Genomic DNA, 16,822 nt, shown 5'->3' with positions numbered 1-16,822 from the left:
CGAAAGACCGCACGGTGCCGAACCATTCTCAAAACGACATGAGTATGTTGTAACTAAAATACGAGGTTTTAAAAAACTACTGACCGTCCAGACCACGGATCGGCTTGATGGTTGACCAGGCGCGGCAGGAAGGACAGTGCCAGTAGAGCGTGTAAGCGGTAAATCCGCATTTCGAGCAGCGATAGCGCGGCTTGCTCCGTACCTGCTCGCCCACCATATCACGCAGCACCATCAGGCTCTCTTTGGCGCGCCCTTCTTCTGCGTCGTTCAGATGGTAGTCCATCAGTTTGTGGAAGACGCGCATCGTCGGATGACGCTGCAGCTGACGGGTAATGTACACCTGAGCGGTATCGTTGCCTTCGTGCTGCTCGACAACGTCGGCCAGCATCAGTTCCGCCGTCGCGCCGGTGTTCTCTTCCACGCAGCGACGCAGGAAGGCCACCCACTCGTCCGGACGACCAAGCTGTTGATAGCAGGTTTGCAGCATCTCCAGGGTTTCGCTGACCAGCTCTTTGTCCTGGTCAATCACGCGCAGCAGGCACTCCACCGCTTTGCCAAACTCGCCTTTCGCCATAAACACGCGCCCCATCATGATGGAGATACGTGCGCTGTTGCGATCGGCAGAAGCGCCCTTTTTCAGCAGCGACATGGCTTTTTCCATGTCATCGCTGCCCATCTGCTGCAGAGCCAGCTCACAGTAGAAATGGGCGATTTCGACGCGCTGTTTGTCTTTACCGAGCTTCACCAGGCGTTCCGCGGTGTCGATGGCTTTCTGCCAGTCGCTGGTCGCCTGATAAATTTGCAGGAGTTGTTGCAGGGCGCTGACGCGGAAATCCGTTTCATCCACCAGCTGACTGAACATGTCTTCCGCGCGGTCGTAAAGACCCGCAGCCATGTAGTCACGGCCCAGCTGTTGCACCGCCAGCAGACGCTGATCGTAAGTCAGTGAAGCGCTTTCCATCAGCGTCTGGTGGATGCGAATGGCGCGGTCGACCTCGCCACGCGAGCGGAACAGGTTTCCGAGGGTGAGATGGGCCTCAACGGTGCCGGTGTCCTCTTTTAACATGTCGAGGAACAGGTCTACCGCTTTATCCTGTTGGTTGCTCAGAAGGAAGTTCACCCCCGCGACGTAGTCACGGGAAAGCCGGTTTGCCTCGTCCTGCTTATTTTGTTGCGCACTTCTGCGGCCCATATACCAGCCATAGGCTGCGGCTACAGGCAAAAGCAGAAACAACAACTCCAGCATATTCGTTTATTCCTTCACGACCGGCACACCAGAATTAACCGGTACGTCAGCCACAGGCGCAATTTGATTTTCAAGACGTTTGATTTTACGTTCCGCACGCGCAAGAGAAACACGAACTTTCAGCCAGAACAGGCCACAAACGAGCCAGCCGATGATAAAACCGGCGGCGAATAACACAGCAAGCAAGCTCGATACGCGATACTCGCCCTGCGCCAGCAGGTAATTAAAGGTCACCAGTTGATCGTTTTGCGCACCCAGCGTGACCGAAATAACAAAAATCGCCAACACCAGTAAGAATATGAGTAGATATTTCACATGACTTCCCGTTATGTGGTTCAAGCGAATAAAGTATGTTCAACTCGCCGCAATCAGCCTTATAAACTACCATTTTAGCCGCGAGCGTGAAACGGAAAAAGTGATAGGGTCCAACATGATTTGAGGGCGAAACGGCGAAATTCAACCATCAGGGCGCTTCTTGCTCTCGTTCGGCAATCTCTTTGTTCTCTTCCGGCGGCGGCGTCAACGGCCCGCAGAGACGTTGCGCAAGCCAGGTCGCGAAGGTCACCAACAGCCAGGAGATCAAGGTTGCCACCACCAGATCGCGCGGCCAGTGCATCCCCAACAGCAGACGACTGCCCATCACCCCTGTCGCCCAGACCAGTAAAACGGCGATGGTCAGGGTACGGCGGCGCGGCCAGAGTAAACCGACGGCCAACAGCGCCCAACTGGCCGCAAACATCGTGTGGCCGGACGGGAAGGCAAATCCGGTCTCTTTTTGCCAGTGTTGGCGTAAAAAATTCGGAATTTCCTGCGCTTCGGCCAGCTGATCTTTCACCAGATGTCCGCGCTCATTACGCTTTAAATTGTAGAAGGTATCTACCGGAATATGATGCGTTTTTTCAAGCCACACCACGAAAGGACGCGGTTCCTGGACGCGATCTTTGACCCAGGACTTAATCCCCTGCCCAACAACAATCGCCCCGCCGAGAATGATAAACAGCATGATCGCCGGACGCAGGCGAAAACGCAGGCACCACAAAAACCATGCGCAAAGGAGCCCGTGAGTAATAATGCCCCAGGGCTGAGTGACCGTTTCCGTCACCCAGTACAGCGTCTTCAGCCACGCGCTGTTTTGTCCCGGTTGCCAGGCCCAGCCTGAAATCCATACCGCTAAGGGCATAATGAGTAAAATAGCGGCACCGGCAGCCGTGCGGCGGGCAATCGAAAGCATGTTGTCTCCTTTTTCGCTAAGCTCAACAATCATAACCGAATTTAACGCAATGGGTGAAAATGTCGGATTGTGCGTTTAACATCCGTATAGCATGCCCTCAGCTAGGTGAACGCTGTCGGCTTGTGGCAAAATAGCGGGATACTAAAGCCGAAGGGCGACTGGCACGAAACGTGTCAGCATACTCTGGAGAATCACATGCAGCTTAAACGTGTGGCAGAAGCCAATCTGCCAACCCCATGGGGCGATTTCCTGATGGTGGGTTTTGAAGAACTGGCAACCGGGCAGGACCACGTCGCACTGGTGTTTGGCGACATTTCCGGCAAGACGCCGGTACTGGCTCGCGTCCATTCAGAGTGTCTGACGGGCGACGCCTTATTCAGCCTGCGCTGTGATTGCGGTTTCCAGCTCGAAGCGGCGCTGTCGCATATCGCCGAAGAGGGTCGTGGCGTGCTGCTCTATCACCGCCAGGAAGGTCGTAATATCGGTCTGCTGAATAAAATCCGCGCCTATGCGCTGCAGGATCAGGGCTACGATACAGTCGAAGCCAACCATCAGCTCGGTTTCGCCGCTGACGAACGTGACTTCACCCTGTGTGCGGATATGTTCAAACTGCTGGGCGTGGACGAAGTGCGTCTGCTGACGAACAACCCGCGCAAAGTGGAAATCCTGACCGAAGCCGGGATCAATATCGTGGAACGCGTGTCGCTGATTGTGGGCCGTAACCCGAAGAACGCCCATTACCTTGATACCAAAGCCGCGAAGATGGGCCACCTTCTGAGCGAGTAAGTCAAATGGCCCGGCTTTCGCCGGGCCGGTACCGCTAGTTCAGCATATTACGAATCACATAGTGCAAAATGCCGTCGTTCTGGTAGTACGTCAGTTCGGTCGCCGTATCGATGCGGCAGCGGCAATCCAGCACTTCCGTTTTGCCATCCGCGCGCGTGAGCTGGACCGGAACGGTCGCCCCCGGTTTCAGGTTTTGCAGATCGCGAACATCAATCCGCTCCTCCCCGGTTAAGCCCAGCGTTTTACGCGTCACGCCCTGCGGGAACTCCAGCGGTAAAATCCCCATGCCGATCAGATTCGAGCGGTGAATACGTTCAAACGACTCGGAGATGACCACCCGGACGCCAAGCAGACGCGGTCCCTTCGCCGCCCAGTCGCGGCTTGAACCGGAGCCATACTCTTTCCCGGCGATCACCGCCAGCGGCGTGCCTTCCTGCTGATATTTCATCGCCGCATCGTAGATCGAAATCACTTCCGTTCCCGGAAGATGGCGCGTCATCCCGCCTTCCACACCCGGCACCATTTCGTTGCGAATACGAATATTGGCGAAGGTCCCGCGCATCATCACTTCGTGATTCCCGCGACGAGAGCCGTAGGAGTTGAAGTCGCGACGCTCCACGCCACGCCCCTGCAGATAACGCCCCGCCGGGCTATCGGGTTTGATACTCCCCGCCGGAGAGATGTGGTCGGTGGTGACGGAATCTCCCAGCATCGCCAGAATGCGCGCTCCCTGGATATCGACCAGCGGTTTCGGCTGAGCTTCCATGTCATCAAAGAACGGCGACAGGCGGATATAGGTCGAGTCACTCTGCCAGCCGTAGGTGTCAGAGCGTTCCACTTTGATCGTTTTCCACTCCGGCGTGCCTTCAAACACTTCGGCATACTCTTTGCGGAACATCTCGGTCGAGACCTGCTCAACGGCGCGAGCAATTTCGCGCGCCGACGGCCAGATATCTTTCAGATACACCGGGTCGCCCTTGCGGTCGTGGCCGATCGGGTCGCTTGCCAGGTTAATGTTCATGTTGCCTGCCAGAGCATAGGCGACCACCAGCGGCGGCGAGGCCAGCCAGTTGGTTTTGACCAGCGGATGAATTCGGCCTTCGAAGTTACGGTTGCCTGAAAGCACCGCGCCCACGGTCAGATCACCCTGCTTGATCGCCTGCTCGATAGGGTCCGGCAGCGGACCGGAGTTACCGATACAGGTGGTACACCCGTAGCCGACCAGGTTAAAGCCCAGCTCGTCGAGGTATGGCGTCAGTTTGGCTTTCGCCAGATAGTCCGACACCACTTTCGATCCCGGCGCTAACGAGGCCTTGACCCACGGCTGGCGCTTGAGGCCCAGGGTGACTGCTTTTTTCGCCAGCAGCCCGGCAGCCATCAGCACGCTCGGGTTGGAGGTGTTGGTACAGGAGGTGATCGCCGCAATCACCACGGCGCCGTCGGGAAGCTGGTACTGATGCCCGTTCATAACATAATCAACCGGACGGCGGTCTTTTTGCGCAGAGTTGAGCTCCAGCTCGTTGCTGGCGGCGAAGGCTTTCGGCACATTCTGCAGCGCAACGCGATCCTGCGGACGTTTCGGCCCGGCAAGGCTGGCTTCGACTTCATCCATATCCAGTTCCAGGGTGCTGGTGAAGACCGGCTCATCGCCCGTATTTCGCCACATCCCCTGCGCTTTGGCATAGGCCTCCACCAGCGCGACCTGCTCATCGCTGCGCCCGCTCAGGCGCATGTACTCCAGGGTCACGCCGTCGATCGGGAAGAAGCCGCACGTCGCGCCGTATTCCGGTGCCATGTTGGCAATGGTCGCGCGGTCGGCTAACGGGAGGGAATCCAGACCGTCGCCGTAGAATTCCACAAATTTACCGACCACCCCGTGTTTACGCAGCATCTGGGTCACGGTCAGTACGAGGTCGGTGGCGGTGATGCCTTCGCGGAGTTTGCCCAGCAGCTTAAAGCCCACCACATCCGGGATCAGCATTGAGACGGGCTGACCGAGCATCGCGGCTTCGGCTTCGATGCCGCCCACGCCCCATCCCAGCACGCCGAGTCCGTTGATCATCGTGGTGTGGGAGTCGGTCCCCACCAGGGTATCGGGATAGGCAATCCACTCCTGGCCCTGCAGTTCGCTCCACACTGCTTTACCCAGATACTCCAGGTTGACCTGGTGGCAAATTCCGGTGCCCGGCGGTACCACGCTGAAACGGCTAAAGGCCTGCTGGCCCCATTTCAAAAACACGTAGCGTTCGTGGTTTCGCTCCATCTCCAGACGCACGTTCTCTTCGAACGCGTCGTCATCGCCGAAATGGTCAACGGTCACGGAGTGGTCAATGACCAGATCGACAGGAGAAAGCGGGTTCACTTTGGCGGTATCGCCGCCGAGGCGTTTGACGGCTTCGCGCATCGCCGCCAGATCCACCACCGCAGGCACGCCGGTGAAGTCCTGCATCAATACCCTCGCCGGGCGATAGGCGATCTCACGATCGGCGTGGGCATTTTTCAGCCACCCCGCCAGGGCATGGATATCATCGGCAGTGACAGACTCGTCATCCTGCCAGCGTAAGAGATTTTCCAGTAAAACTTTCAGTGACTTGGGTAAGCGCGCGATGTCCCCAAGTGTCCTGGCGGCCAGCGGCAAGCTGTAGTAGTGATAGGTCTTATTCTCGGCTTGCAACGTGTCCTTACTGGCTTCGCGTAGGGTTAACGACATAAGCTCCTCCTTAATGATAGGGATACCCCGACAATCATCGGGGCTGTAATTAAAGATAACACAAAGATGTCGTAACGTTTTGATAACAACCCGAATTGATAAATCGGGATAAACGATGAACGGTGGGATATAAACAAAAAACCCCGCCGGAGCGAGGTTTTGTATTTAGTTTAAGGCCAGCCAGATTAGCTGCGCCCAGAACAGGACGGATATGCTAAAAGCCCCCATCCAGGACCAGTACTTCATGTTTTGTAGAGTATTCATCATCTGACACCAGACTTATATTTATATGATTAGCTGGGGTATTCCCCCGTTCTTTATTGCTGATGTGTATTTATAAAAGAGTACACAGGTATCACCTGGATATTCGCAGGCTCACCTTATTATCAATTATTGTTTTTTGGGTTCGTCTTCTGCGAACGTATCAATAAAGGCTTGTTGTTGCGCGGAGAGCTTCCAGGATGCAGGCACGCTTGTTACAGGTTCTTTACGTGCTTTATGGCCATTGTCACCTGGCTGACACCTTTTTTTAACCGGTTCAATACGCATGTGAACTGCCATATCTATCCCCAATATTTCCAGACCAGTAACGCCACCACCACCCAGAACAGGGCGGAGCCAAGAAATACCGCCAGCCAGGCTTTACGCTTAAGCGCCGGGTCCCTTTGCGGATCTTCACTTCCTGACGGCATTGCTAACCTCATACAATCGACTTCGCTTATCATTTTGATACCAAACAATCGGTACAAGTAATCATGAGTTGAGATAAATCCTAAAGAAACTTTAGCTGAAAAGCTAGTGAATTTACGAACGTTTCCAGGGAAATAATTAATCTTTTGACCAGAAATAAATAATTGAGACGAGGAATTTGCGTAGCGGGAATTTCGTTTCTACTTTTGTCGCAAATTTGCGACAGTTTGGCCGTAAACTCATTCTGTTTATCGGGTTATATGCAGCAGAGAATGGGGATGATGATAATTCTAATTTAGCTTTAAGACTTAATTTCGGTATCTTTCCGGGCGGAAAGATACCGGGTGTGATTATTTTTCCGGAAGTTTAATGTCCTGGAACATCGCTTCAATATCTTCATTGGAGCGCAAGGCGACCGCAGTATCCACCACGTCGCGGGTTAAATGCGGCGCGAAGCGTTGAATGAAATCATACATATAGCTGCGCAGGAAGGTGCTGCGGCGGAAACCGATTTTGGTGGTGCTGTGGCTAAAGACATCGTGCGCATCCAGACGCACCAGATCCGGGTCAGAAACCGGGTCAACGGCCATGCTGGCGATAACGCCTACGCCCAATCCCAGACGCACGTAAGTTTTGATGACGTCGGCATCGGTGGCTGTGAAGACGATACGCGGCGTCAGGCCAGCACGGTTAAAGGCGGTGTCGAGCTCAGAACGGCCAGTAAAGCCAAAGGTGTAGGTCACCAGCGGGTATTGGGCCAACTCTTCAATGGTGACCGATCCCTTCCCTGCCAGCGGATGCTCCGGCGTCACCACAATCGAACGGTTCCAGTGGTAGCAAGGCAACATCACCAGGTCGTCATACAGGTGCAGCGCTTCGGTTGCAATGGCGAAATCCGCATTGCCTTTTGAGACCGCTTCCGCGATTTGCGTCGGCGATCCCTGATGCATATGCAGTGACACACGCGGGTAGCGCTCGATAAAACCTTTGATCACCCCTGGGAGCGCGTATCGAGCCTGGGTGTGGGTAGTCGCAATATAAAGCGAGCCTTTATCCGGCCAGGTGTGTTCCCCTGCCACCGATTTGATCGCATCGACTTTGGAAAGCACTTCCCGGGCGATACGGATGATCTCCTGTCCGGCGGGAGTGACCTGAGTCAGATGCTTGCCGCTACGGGCAAATATCTGAATACCCAGTTCATCTTCCAGCATCCGCACCTGCTTGCTGATGCCGGGCTGAGACGTATAAAGACCTTCTGCGGTCGAAGAGACGTTAAGGTTGTGGTTGACCACCTCAACGATATAACGAAGCTGTTGTAGTTTCATGCCTGACCATCCGATTTAGCGCACAGGGACAATCGCTTAAGACGATTTAATAATAAGAAAGGGGTTAACTATAACCACTATATCATTTATATCCCGAGTGTATAGTACGGAACAAAAAATAATAACGGCCAATAAAAAAGGGCCGGAAGCCCGGCCCTTTCAGGTAAGTCATGGTAAGAAAAGATTATTTCTTGCCTTCAACCCATTTACCATCCACGAAGAATGCAGACCAGCCGGTCGCTTTACCCTCTTTCTCGGCAGCGACATACTGCTGCTTCGTTTTACGGCTAAAGCGGACAACGGTCTTATTCCCTTCCGGATCCTGCTGTGGCGCATCGGCCAGATAACGCAGTTTCTCTGGCAGACGGTCGCGGAAGCGGTACAGCTCTTCCACCAGCGGGGCACGGGTCTCGCGCGATTTCGGGAAGGTGTTGGCGGCGAGGAACACACCCGCAGCGCCGTCACGCAGCACAAAGTACGCGTCTGACTTCTCACACGGCAGTTCTGGCAACGGAACCGGATCTTCCTTCGGAGGAGCCACTTCGCCGTTACGCAGGATCTTACGCGTGTTTTTACATTCGTCGTTGGTGCAGGCCATGTACTTACCGAAACGTCCCATTTTCAGGTGCATTTCAGAACCGCATTTCTCACATTCCACAATCGGGCCGTCATAGCCTTTGATGCGGAACTCGCCCTCTTCGATCTCATAGCCGTCGCAGGTCGGGTTGTTACCGCAGACATGCAATTTACGCTTCGGATCGATCAGGTAGCTGTCCATCGCCGTGCCGCATTTCTGGCAGCGACGCTTAGCGCGCAGAGCGTTGGTCTCTGCATCGTCACCTTCCAGCACGTTGAGAACTTCGTTCTCAGGCACCAGGTTGATGGTGGTTTTGCAGCGCTCTTTCGGCGTTAAAGCATAGCCGGAACAGCCGAGGAACACGCCGGTGGTTGCGGTACGGATACCCATCTGACGGCTACAGGTCGGACATTCAATGCTGGTGAGCACCATCTGGTTCGGCTGCATTCCGCCCTCTTCTGGCGCCTTTTCAGCTTTCTCCAGTTGTTGGGTGAAATCGCCGAAGAAGCTGTCGAGCACCTTCTTCCATTCCGCCTGATGGTTAGCCACCTGGTCCAGACGGTCTTCCATCTGCGCGGTGAAATCGTAGTTCATCAGCTCGCGGAAGTTGTCTTCCAGACGATCCGTGACGATTTCACCCATTTTTTCCGCATAGAAACGACGGTTTTCAGCACGAACGTAGCCGCGATCCTGAATGGTCGAAATGATCGACGCATAGGTGGACGGGCGGCCGATACCGCGTTTTTCCAGCTCTTTCACCAGCGACGCTTCGCTGAAACGCGCAGGCGGCTTGGTGAAGTGTTGTGCCGGAGTCAGTTCCGTTAACGAGAGCTCATCGCCCTTGTTCACGGCAGGCAGGGTACGATCTTCGTCGCCCTTACGCAGAGCCGGCATGACTTTCGTCCAGCCGTCGAAGCGCAGGATACGACCGCGCGCTTTCAGGCGGAAATCGCCCGCGCCAACGGTCAGGGTCGTGGAATCGTATTTTGCCGGATTCATCTGACAGGCCACGAACTGACGCCAGATCAGCTGATACAGCTTCTGGGCATCCGTTTCCATGTCTTTCAGCGCTTCAGACTCAACGGAAACATCCGACGGACGGATCGCTTCGTGCGCTTCCTGAGAATTCTCTTTGCTTGCGTACTGAATCGGGCTTTCCGGTAAATATTTCTTACCGAAGTTATCGCCGATATAGTCACGCACCATGCTCACTGCGTCCTGGCTCAGGTTGGTTGAGTCGGTACGCATGTAGGTGATGTAGCCCGCTTCATACAGACGCTGCGCCATCATCATGGTTTTCTTCACGCCAAAGCCCAGTCGCGTACTGGCCGCCTGCTGGAGTGTGGAGGTGATGAATGGAGCACCGGGTTTGCTGCTCGTCGGTTTGTCTTCACGATCCAGCACCTGATAGCGTGCTTTTTCCAGCAGCGCAACCGCCGCCATGGTTTGATCGCGGTTCACCGGACGGAACGGCTTGTCTTTTTCGTGCGTCACCTGCAGCGGCAGTGCATCACCACCAGGCGTTGCGACGTTCGCGTCGATTTCCCAGAACTCTTCTGGCACAAACGCTTTGATTTCGCGCTCACGCTCGACGACCAGACGCACCGCTACGGACTGAACACGTCCGGCGGAAAGGCCACGCGCGATTTTCTTCCACAGCAGTGGCGAAACCATGTAACCCACCACGCGGTCCATAAAGCGACGCGCCTGCTGAGCGTTAACACGATCGATATTCAGTTCGCCCGGCTTTTCAAACGCCTGACGAATCGCATTCTTTGTAATCTCGTTGAACACGACACGGCTGTATCGTGATTCATCACCACCAATGATTTCCCGCAGGTGCCATGCAATGGCTTCCCCTTCGCGGTCAAGGTCGGTTGCGAGATAGATGTGGTCAGCTTTTTCGGCGAGCTGTTTCAGCTCATTGACGACTTTCTCTTTGCCGGGCAGCACTTCGTACTGTGCTTCCCATTCGTGCCAGGGATCGACACCCATACGGTTGACGAGCGCGCTACGTTCATCCTTTTTAGGCTTCTTAGCCCCTTTGGTGGAGGTAGAGTCTGCGCTCTTTTTACTGGCTGAGCCACTGGTCGGCAAATCGCGGATGTGACCAACGCTGGATTTAACCACATAGTCATTACCCAGATACTTATTGATCGTTTTGGCTTTTGCCGGGGACTCAACGATGACGAGAGCTTTACCCATATTCACCTTTACCTAATTTAATTCTTCCAGGAATACGCCGCATGTTGATTTCCCTTCCGCTGGCGACGCGATGTTGATATTGCGACTCCGCCAGGGGATATCAACCCCTTTGTTCTGACCGGACAATAACAAAACCGGTCCAGGTGATTGAGTTATCGGGCATTTCACTCACATCAAAATAACGATGCGACGAGCTTTCGGTTGAATGTCAAGCAATTCTGTTGCCAGAATGACGAAAGCGCACACTCTACCTGATAAAATCTGTTACGCAACTTTATTAGCATGCAAAAGCAAATCGCGCCAGCTTTGCCCCTTTCGCGTAGCCCCGCGAAAAACAGGGAAAATTTGCCCAGGCTGCGCGTCCGGCGTAGACTATTGCCACTGTTTAAGGAGTGGAATATGCAGCAAACTACCCAACCTATCGATCGTGAGACTTTGCTTGTCGAAGCCAATAAACTGATTCGTGAACACGAAGATACCCTGGCCGGTATCGAAGCCACGGGTGTGGAGCAGCGCAACGGTGTGCTGGTGTTCAGCGGCGAATACTATCTCGACGAGCAAGGGTTACCCACCCCGAAGAGCACGGCCGTATTTAACATGTTTAAATACCTGGCCCATGCGCTCTCAGAGAAATATCACCTGGTCGATTAAAGCGAAACGCGAGGCAAATGCCTCGCGTTTTTGTTTACAGCAGCGGTTTTTGTCCGCGTTGTAGCCATCGCAACAGCAAGCGGTCGGCGCTCTCCGCCGCGCTATTGGTAAAGCGGTCGAGCAGTCTCTTACGCTGAGTATAGCGCACACCCACCAGCTCACGGCCCTCCATCAGGCTCAGGAGCAGATCGTCACTGGTGCCAACTTCGTCCACCAGCCCTTTTTCCTGCGCCTGTATGCCGTACCAGTGCTCACCGGTTGCCACCTGCTCAATGTCCAGCGACGGACGCATCCGCTTCACAAAATCCTTAAACAGATGATGCGTTTCGTTGAGGTCTTCGCGGAATTTCTGTCGCCCTTCTTCTGTATTCTCACCCAGCAGCGTCAGCGTACGCTTATATTGCCCGGCGGTATGCAGCTCGATATCGATCTCTTTGTTTTTCAGAAAACGATTGAAGTTAGGGATCTGCGCGACAACGCCAATCGAGCCGAGAATCGCAAAGGGCGCCGCAACAATTTTGTCGGCCACGCAGGCCATCATATAGCCACCGCTCGCTGCCACTTTATCGACCGCCACCGTCAGTGGGATCTGTTTCTCACGCAGACGTTGCAGCTGTGAGGACGCGAGACCGTAACCGTGCACCACGCCGCCAGGGCTTTCCAGTCGCAGCACGACCTGGTCCTGAGGTTTTGCCACCGCCAGCACCGCCGTCACCTCTTCACGCAGTGACGTGACTTCATGGGCATCCATACTGCCTTTAAAATCCAGCACATAGACCCGTGGTTTGGTTGTTTCCTGATGATCCTGTTTCGCCTTCGCTTTTGCCGCTTTGGCTTCCAGCTTGAGCTTTTTCTTTTGCGCCTTATGCCACAGCTTCTGCTGATGCCCATCCAGCAGCGCCACGGACATATCTTCCTGCATCTCCTTATACTGCTCGCTTAAGCGGGTAATGCGCAGTTCACCACGCTGACGCTTACGCTGCGTCAGGTTCACGATCAGCACCGCAATCACCGCAATAGCGATCACCACCGTCGCAATTTTGGCCAAAAACAGACCGTACTCAGAAAGTAATTCCACGTGTTCCACCTTGATTTAACCACGAATCTTTCACGACCAGTGTACAACAGCCTGTGCCAGGCGTCTCGCGTCCTACAATACCGTTGCGAGGCGCTTTCAGGAATTTGGTCTTGTTACTGAAATAGTTGCAAATTGTTAATTTCGAAGCCTTCTCTCCTGTAGACTGATTGAAATCACTCGCCGTTTCGGGCATAAAGCCAAAAAGTGAAAGAACAGCAGGCGCCGCAGGCCCGTCATGCGCCACAGGAGTATTCGTGCATTATCAACCGCAAAAAGATTTACTACAGGACCGTATTATCCTGGTCACCGGCGCCAGCGACGGCATTGGTCGCGAAGCCGCGCTCACCTATTCCCGCTACGGCGCGCAGGTCGTGCTGCTTGGTCGTAACGAAGAGAAGCTGCGCCGCGTGGCGCAAGAGATTGCCGACGCCAGCGGGGAAACGCCGCGCTGGTATACCCTCGATTTGCTGACCTGTACGCCGGAGTCCTGCGCGGAACTGGCAGAGCGAATCGCAGCGCACTACCCGCGCCTCGACGGCGTGTTGCACAATGCCGGTCTGCTGGGCGAAGTTCGCCCGATGGATGAACAGGATCCTGAGATCTGGCAGCAGGTGATGCAGGTTAACGTCAACGGCACCTTTTTCCTCACTCAGGCGCTGCTTCCTTTATTACTCAAGTCAGAATCTGGCTCGCTGGTCTTTACCTCATCGAGCGTCGGCCGCCAGGGTCGCGCCAACTGGGGCGCTTATGCCGCGTCGAAGTTTGCCACCGAAGGGATGATGCAGGTGCTGGCCGAGGAGTATCAGACCCGCCATCTGCGCGTAAACTGCATCAATCCGGGCGGGACGCGCACCGGCATGCGCGCCAGCGCCTTCCCGACGGAAGATCCGCAAAAGCTGAAAACGCCCGCCGAAATTATGCCGCTCTACCTGTGGCTGATGGGCGATGACAGCCGCCGTAAAACCGGTATGACCTTTGACGCCCAGCCGGGCCGTAAGCCAGGGATTTCGCAATGAGTGAAGAACGTCATCAGCAGCGTCAGCAGCGCCTGAAAGAACAGGTGGATGCAAGAGTTGCCGCCGCGCAGGAAGAGCGAGGCATCGTTATCGTCTTTACCGGCAACGGAAAAGGTAAAACCACCGCCGCCTTTGGCACCGCGACGCGCGCCGTCGGTCACGGGCAAAAAGTGGGCGTGATTCAGTTTATCAAAGGCGAATGGCCGAACGGCGAGCGTAACCTGCTCGAGCCGCACGGCGTGGAGTTTCAGGTGATGGCGACCGGTTTTACCTGGGACACACAAAACCGCGAGAGCGACACCGCCGCCTGTCTTGCCGTATGGGAACACGCCAAACGCATGCTGGCCGACCCGGAGCTGAATATGGTCCTGCTGGATGAGATAACTTACATGGTGGCGTACGACTATCTGCCGCTGGAAGATGTGCTTGAGGCGCTGAAAAATCGTCCTGCGCATCAGACAGTGATCGTGACCGGCCGCGGCTGCCACCGGGATATTCTGGAGCTGGCCGATACGGTCAGCGAACTGCGCCCGGTCAAACATGCGTTTGATGCCGGAATAAAAGCGCAAATCGGTATCGACTACTAGAAATGAAAAACCCGGCAGCAGCCGGGTTTGTTTTTTTAGCCGTTGTTGTTTCGGCTGCCAGAGCGGCGAGTGGTGCTCACCTGGCTGTGGCGTTTCACCGCGCGGCGAATCTGGTTCGCCTTCACGCGGCGACGGTCTTTTTCAACCGCCACTTTGGTCGTGGTTTCTGGCTGCAGTTCCACCAGTTCACGCAGGTAGTTGGTCTGGGTTAAATCCAGCTCGGTGTAGCCCCCGCGCGGGATCCCTTTCGGCAGCAGAATGTCACCGTAGCGCACGCGAATCAGACGACTTACCTGCACGCCAACCGCTTCCCACAGACGACGAACCTCACGGTTACGCCCTTCTGTCAGCGTGACGTTGTACCACTGGTTGATCCCTTCACCGCCGGTGAATTTAATGGTTTTGAACGCCGCAGGACCGTCTTCAAGCTGAACGCCGCGCGACAGGTCACGCAGTTTGTTTTCATCAACCTGACCGAACACGCGCACCGCGTATTCACGCTCTACTTCACGGCTTGGGTGCATCAGGCGGTTCGCCAGTTCACCGTCGGTGGTGAACAGCAGTAGACCGCAGGTGTTTACGTCCAGACGACCCACCGCAATCCAGCGCGCGCCGCGCAGTTTTGGCAGACGGTCGAACACCGTCGGGCGGCCTTCTGGATCGTTACGCGTACACAGTTCGCCTTCCGGCTTGTAGTAAGCCAGCACGCGACAAATCTGTTCGGCAGACTCTTTCACGGAGATCACGTGACCGTCGAGACGGATCTTCATCCCCGGAATGACTTCAACGCGATCACCCAGCTTGGCAATTTTGCCGTCAACGCTGACGCGACCCGCTTCGATAATCGTTTCGATTTCACGGCGTGAACCGTGGCCAGCACGGGCCAGCACTTTCTGTAATTTTTCGCTCATTGAGCATCCTTCAGGTGTCGCCTTCACAGGCGTCGAATTAGGGTCAAAAAAGCGGTCTACCGCTGTTTTGATGGCCGCGTAGTATAGCCGCTTATACCTTTACAAGAAAGGCTTTACGTCACCCACGCCTTCACGAATCACTTCTGGTGCATCTTCCGTCAGATCGACAACCGTGGTCGGCTGCTGACCGAGGTAGCCGCCGTGAATAATCAGGTCCACCTGTTTCTCCAGACGGTCTTTGATCTCTTCCGGGTCGGACTCGGTGAAATCGCTGCCCGGCAGCATCAGGGAGGTCGAGAGCATCGGCTCGCCGAGGGTCTCCAGCAGCATCTGCGCAATTGGGTTTGACGGCACGCGCATCCCGATGGTTTTACGCTTTTCCTGCAACAGACGGCGCGGCACTTCCTTGGTCCCTTTCAGAATGAAAGTATAGTTGCCCGGCGTGTTGTTTTTGATTAAGCGGAAGGCGACGTTATCCACGTAGGCGTAGGTCGAGATTTCCGAGAGATCGCGGCACATCAGGGTGAAGTTATGCCCGTCCGGCAGATGACGGATGCGGCAGATGCGCTCCATCGCTCCTTTGTCTTCGATTTTACAGCCCAGCGCGTAGCCGGAATCCGTTGGATAGACGATCACGCCGCCTTTGCGAACAATCTCCACCGCCTGATTAATCAACCGCGCCTGCGGGTTATCCGGGTGAATATAGAAAAATTGACTCATGCTTCCCTCTCTTCAATATGTTGCTGCGGCTGCTCCCAAAGTGCCCAGACCGGTTCCACGCCTGCGGGTAACCAGAGCTTGCGCCCCAGCTCAATCCATGCGCAAGGCTGATGAAAATCAGAGCCTTGCGACGCAAGCAGACCGTACTGACGCGCATAGGTCGCCAGTTGACTGCGCTCATTGGGTGCCTGCTGGCACTGGGAGACTTCCATCGCTTCTCCGCCATTTTCGGCGAAGTGCGCCAGCAGTCTTTTCAGCCACTTAGCTGAAAGGTTATACCGCCCTGGATGGGCCAGCACCGCCTTGCCGCCAGAATGATGAATGACATCAATAGCTTGTTTTATTGTACACCACTGTGGCGGAACGTAACCGGTTTTACCGCGCGCGAGGTATTTTTTGAATACATCGGCAAAGTTATTCGCTTTACCAGCCTCGACCAGAAAACGGGCGAAGTGCCCGCGCGTCACGGCCCCGCCGTTGGCGAGGCGTCGCGCCCCTTCCAGCGCACCGGGGATCTGCGATTTCTCCAGCCGCTCGCCAATCAGCTCCGCGCGCTGATTGCGGCGCTCTTTCTGCTCTTCGAGAAACGCGCACAGGGCCGGATGTTCAATATCAATATTAAGGCCGACAATGTGAATTTCGTGATTTTCCCAGACGGTGGAAATCTCTACGCCGGAGACCAGGTTTAATGGCAGTTCGCTGCGGGCAATTTCGGCCCGAGCCGCCGGAATGGCATCCGTGGTGTCGTGATCGGTTATTGCCAGCGTGCCCACGCGCATCTCTACCGCGCGGTGAACCAGCGCTTCGGGCGTCAGCAGGCCATCGGAGGCCTGAGTGTGGCTGTGTAAATCATAAATCACGGCGTATTTTGTTTCGCTCAAAGCGGTTTCCATCACAGGTTTGTCGTATTCAGGAAGACTATGATAACGGCTTGCGAGCAAATTCTGAAATCAGGGGTTGACATTACGCCATCGAACTAGTTAACTAGTACGCAAGTTCACTCAAGAAGGTATCTGAAAATGAAAGCACATTTCTCTTTGCACGGCTGGTGGCGCACTTCCTGATTATCGGGCAGTGTCACTCGTGTGC

18 protein-coding genes and 1 other annotated feature (1 of these 19 only partly in view) are annotated in these 16,822 nt (G+C 55.1%); of the genes, 5 read left to right on the top strand and 13 right to left on the bottom strand.

Annotated elements, in window-relative coordinates; all coding sequences use genetic code 11:
* Nucleotides 1-76: 76 nt before the first annotated feature.
* The 3 genes from lapB to pgpB form a co-directional block, all read right to left on the bottom strand.
* A complete protein-coding gene (gene lapB / locus AC3WS9_RS10100) occupies nucleotides 77-1,246 on the bottom strand; it encodes a lipopolysaccharide assembly protein LapB (RefSeq protein ID WP_282495315.1) in 1,170 nt (389 codons plus the stop codon).
* 6 nt (nucleotides 1,247-1,252) lie between these two features.
* Nucleotides 1,253-1,561 (bottom strand): LapA family protein, encoded by a 309-nt coding sequence (locus AC3WS9_RS10095; protein ID WP_285146368.1) that lies wholly within the window; start codon nucleotides 1,559-1,561, stop codon nucleotides 1,253-1,255.
* Between the two features lie 148 nt (nucleotides 1,562-1,709).
* Nucleotides 1,710-2,477: a phosphatidylglycerophosphatase B gene (gene pgpB, locus AC3WS9_RS10090; RefSeq protein WP_492488085.1), complete on the bottom strand. Its 768-nt coding sequence runs from the start codon at nucleotides 2,475-2,477 to the stop codon at nucleotides 1,710-1,712.
* 195 nt (nucleotides 2,478-2,672) lie between these two features.
* Here pgpB and ribA point away from each other — a divergent pair, with 195 nt between their 5' ends.
* Nucleotides 2,673-3,263, top strand: coding sequence for a GTP cyclohydrolase II (gene ribA / locus AC3WS9_RS10085; RefSeq protein ID WP_282495318.1), 591 nt, complete (start codon nucleotides 2,673-2,675; stop codon nucleotides 3,261-3,263).
* Nucleotides 3,264-3,297: 34 nt separating this feature from the next.
* Here ribA and acnA read toward each other — a convergent pair whose 3' ends face one another.
* The 6 genes from acnA to topA form a co-directional block, all read right to left on the bottom strand.
* A complete protein-coding gene (gene acnA / locus AC3WS9_RS10080) occupies nucleotides 3,298-5,973 on the bottom strand; it encodes an aconitate hydratase AcnA (protein ID WP_282495319.1) in 2,676 nt (891 codons plus the stop codon).
* Nucleotides 5,974-6,138: 165 nt separating this feature from the next.
* Nucleotides 6,139-6,237 (bottom strand): small membrane protein YmiC, encoded by a 99-nt coding sequence (gene ymiC / locus AC3WS9_RS10075; RefSeq protein WP_348996385.1) that lies wholly within the window; start codon nucleotides 6,235-6,237, stop codon nucleotides 6,139-6,141.
* A gap of 126 nt (nucleotides 6,238-6,363) precedes the next feature.
* Nucleotides 6,364-6,534: a YciX family protein gene (locus tag AC3WS9_RS10070; protein WP_492488083.1), complete on the bottom strand. Its 171-nt coding sequence runs from the start codon at nucleotides 6,532-6,534 to the stop codon at nucleotides 6,364-6,366.
* Nucleotides 6,535-6,536: 2 nt separating this feature from the next.
* Nucleotides 6,537-6,677 (bottom strand): YmiA family putative membrane protein, encoded by a 141-nt coding sequence (locus tag AC3WS9_RS10065; RefSeq protein ID WP_213015984.1) that lies wholly within the window; start codon nucleotides 6,675-6,677, stop codon nucleotides 6,537-6,539.
* Between the two features lie 336 nt (nucleotides 6,678-7,013).
* Nucleotides 7,014-7,988 carry an HTH-type transcriptional regulator CysB gene (cysB, locus tag AC3WS9_RS10060; protein WP_095282217.1) on the bottom strand — a complete coding sequence of 325 codons (975 nt, stop codon included), beginning with the start codon at nucleotides 7,986-7,988 and terminating at the stop codon, nucleotides 7,014-7,016.
* 184 nt (nucleotides 7,989-8,172) lie between these two features.
* On the bottom strand, nucleotides 8,173-10,770 hold the full coding sequence (gene topA, locus AC3WS9_RS10055; protein WP_282495321.1) for a type I DNA topoisomerase: 2,598 nt from the start codon (nucleotides 10,768-10,770) through the stop codon (nucleotides 8,173-8,175).
* Between the two features lie 399 nt (nucleotides 10,771-11,169).
* On the opposite strand from topA, the gene AC3WS9_RS10050 reads away from it, so the two are divergent.
* The gene (locus AC3WS9_RS10050; RefSeq protein WP_282495322.1) at nucleotides 11,170-11,421 is read left to right on the top strand and encodes a YciN family protein; all 252 of its coding nucleotides are present in this window, start codon (nucleotides 11,170-11,172) and stop codon (nucleotides 11,419-11,421) included.
* 34 nt (nucleotides 11,422-11,455) lie between these two features.
* Here AC3WS9_RS10050 and sohB read toward each other — a convergent pair whose 3' ends face one another.
* Complete coding sequence (sohB, locus tag AC3WS9_RS10045) at nucleotides 11,456-12,499, bottom strand: protease SohB (RefSeq protein WP_285146364.1); 1,044 nt, start codon at nucleotides 12,497-12,499, stop codon at nucleotides 11,456-11,458.
* A gap of 254 nt (nucleotides 12,500-12,753) precedes the next feature.
* Here sohB and AC3WS9_RS10040 point away from each other — a divergent pair, with 254 nt between their 5' ends.
* Together AC3WS9_RS10040 and cobO are read left to right on the top strand one after the other, a co-directional pair.
* Nucleotides 12,754-13,515 (top strand): YciK family oxidoreductase, encoded by a 762-nt coding sequence (locus tag AC3WS9_RS10040; protein WP_492488081.1) that lies wholly within the window; start codon nucleotides 12,754-12,756, stop codon nucleotides 13,513-13,515.
* Nucleotides 13,512-14,102 carry a cob(I)yrinic acid a,c-diamide adenosyltransferase gene (cobO, locus tag AC3WS9_RS10035; RefSeq protein ID WP_492488079.1) on the top strand — a complete coding sequence of 197 codons (591 nt, stop codon included), beginning with the start codon at nucleotides 13,512-13,514 and terminating at the stop codon, nucleotides 14,100-14,102. Before AC3WS9_RS10040 ends, cobO begins: the two co-directional genes overlap by 4 nt.
* A 35-nt stretch (nucleotides 14,103-14,137) precedes the next feature.
* Here cobO and rluB read toward each other — a convergent pair whose 3' ends face one another.
* The 3 genes from rluB to rnm form a co-directional block, all read right to left on the bottom strand.
* Complete coding sequence (gene rluB, locus AC3WS9_RS10030; RefSeq protein ID WP_492488078.1) at nucleotides 14,138-15,013, bottom strand: 23S rRNA pseudouridine(2605) synthase RluB; 876 nt, start codon at nucleotides 15,011-15,013, stop codon at nucleotides 14,138-14,140.
* 99 nt (nucleotides 15,014-15,112) lie between these two features.
* On the bottom strand, nucleotides 15,113-15,733 hold the full coding sequence (locus tag AC3WS9_RS10025; protein ID WP_095282224.1) for an L-threonylcarbamoyladenylate synthase: 621 nt from the start codon (nucleotides 15,731-15,733) through the stop codon (nucleotides 15,113-15,115).
* A complete protein-coding gene (gene rnm / locus AC3WS9_RS10020) occupies nucleotides 15,730-16,614 on the bottom strand; it encodes an RNase RNM (RefSeq protein ID WP_282495327.1) in 885 nt (294 codons plus the stop codon). The genes AC3WS9_RS10025 and rnm overlap by 4 nt, the downstream gene beginning before the upstream one ends.
* 138 nt (nucleotides 16,615-16,752) lie before the next feature.
* Here rnm and trpL point away from each other — a divergent pair, with 138 nt between their 5' ends.
* Nucleotides 16,753-16,797 carry a trp operon leader peptide gene (trpL, locus tag AC3WS9_RS10015; RefSeq protein WP_107704263.1) on the top strand — a complete coding sequence of 15 codons (45 nt, stop codon included), beginning with the start codon at nucleotides 16,753-16,755 and terminating at the stop codon, nucleotides 16,795-16,797.
* Nucleotides 16,774-16,822: a sequence feature (Trp leader region), on the top strand (it continues 46 nt past the right edge of the window). It overlaps the preceding gene by 24 nt.

It is taken from the genome of Lelliottia sp. EB106-05-01-XG201 (assembly GCF_058791735.1).
The sequence above is the reverse complement of the archived record's forward strand: the minus strand, read 5'-3'. Positions and strand labels throughout refer to the sequence as shown.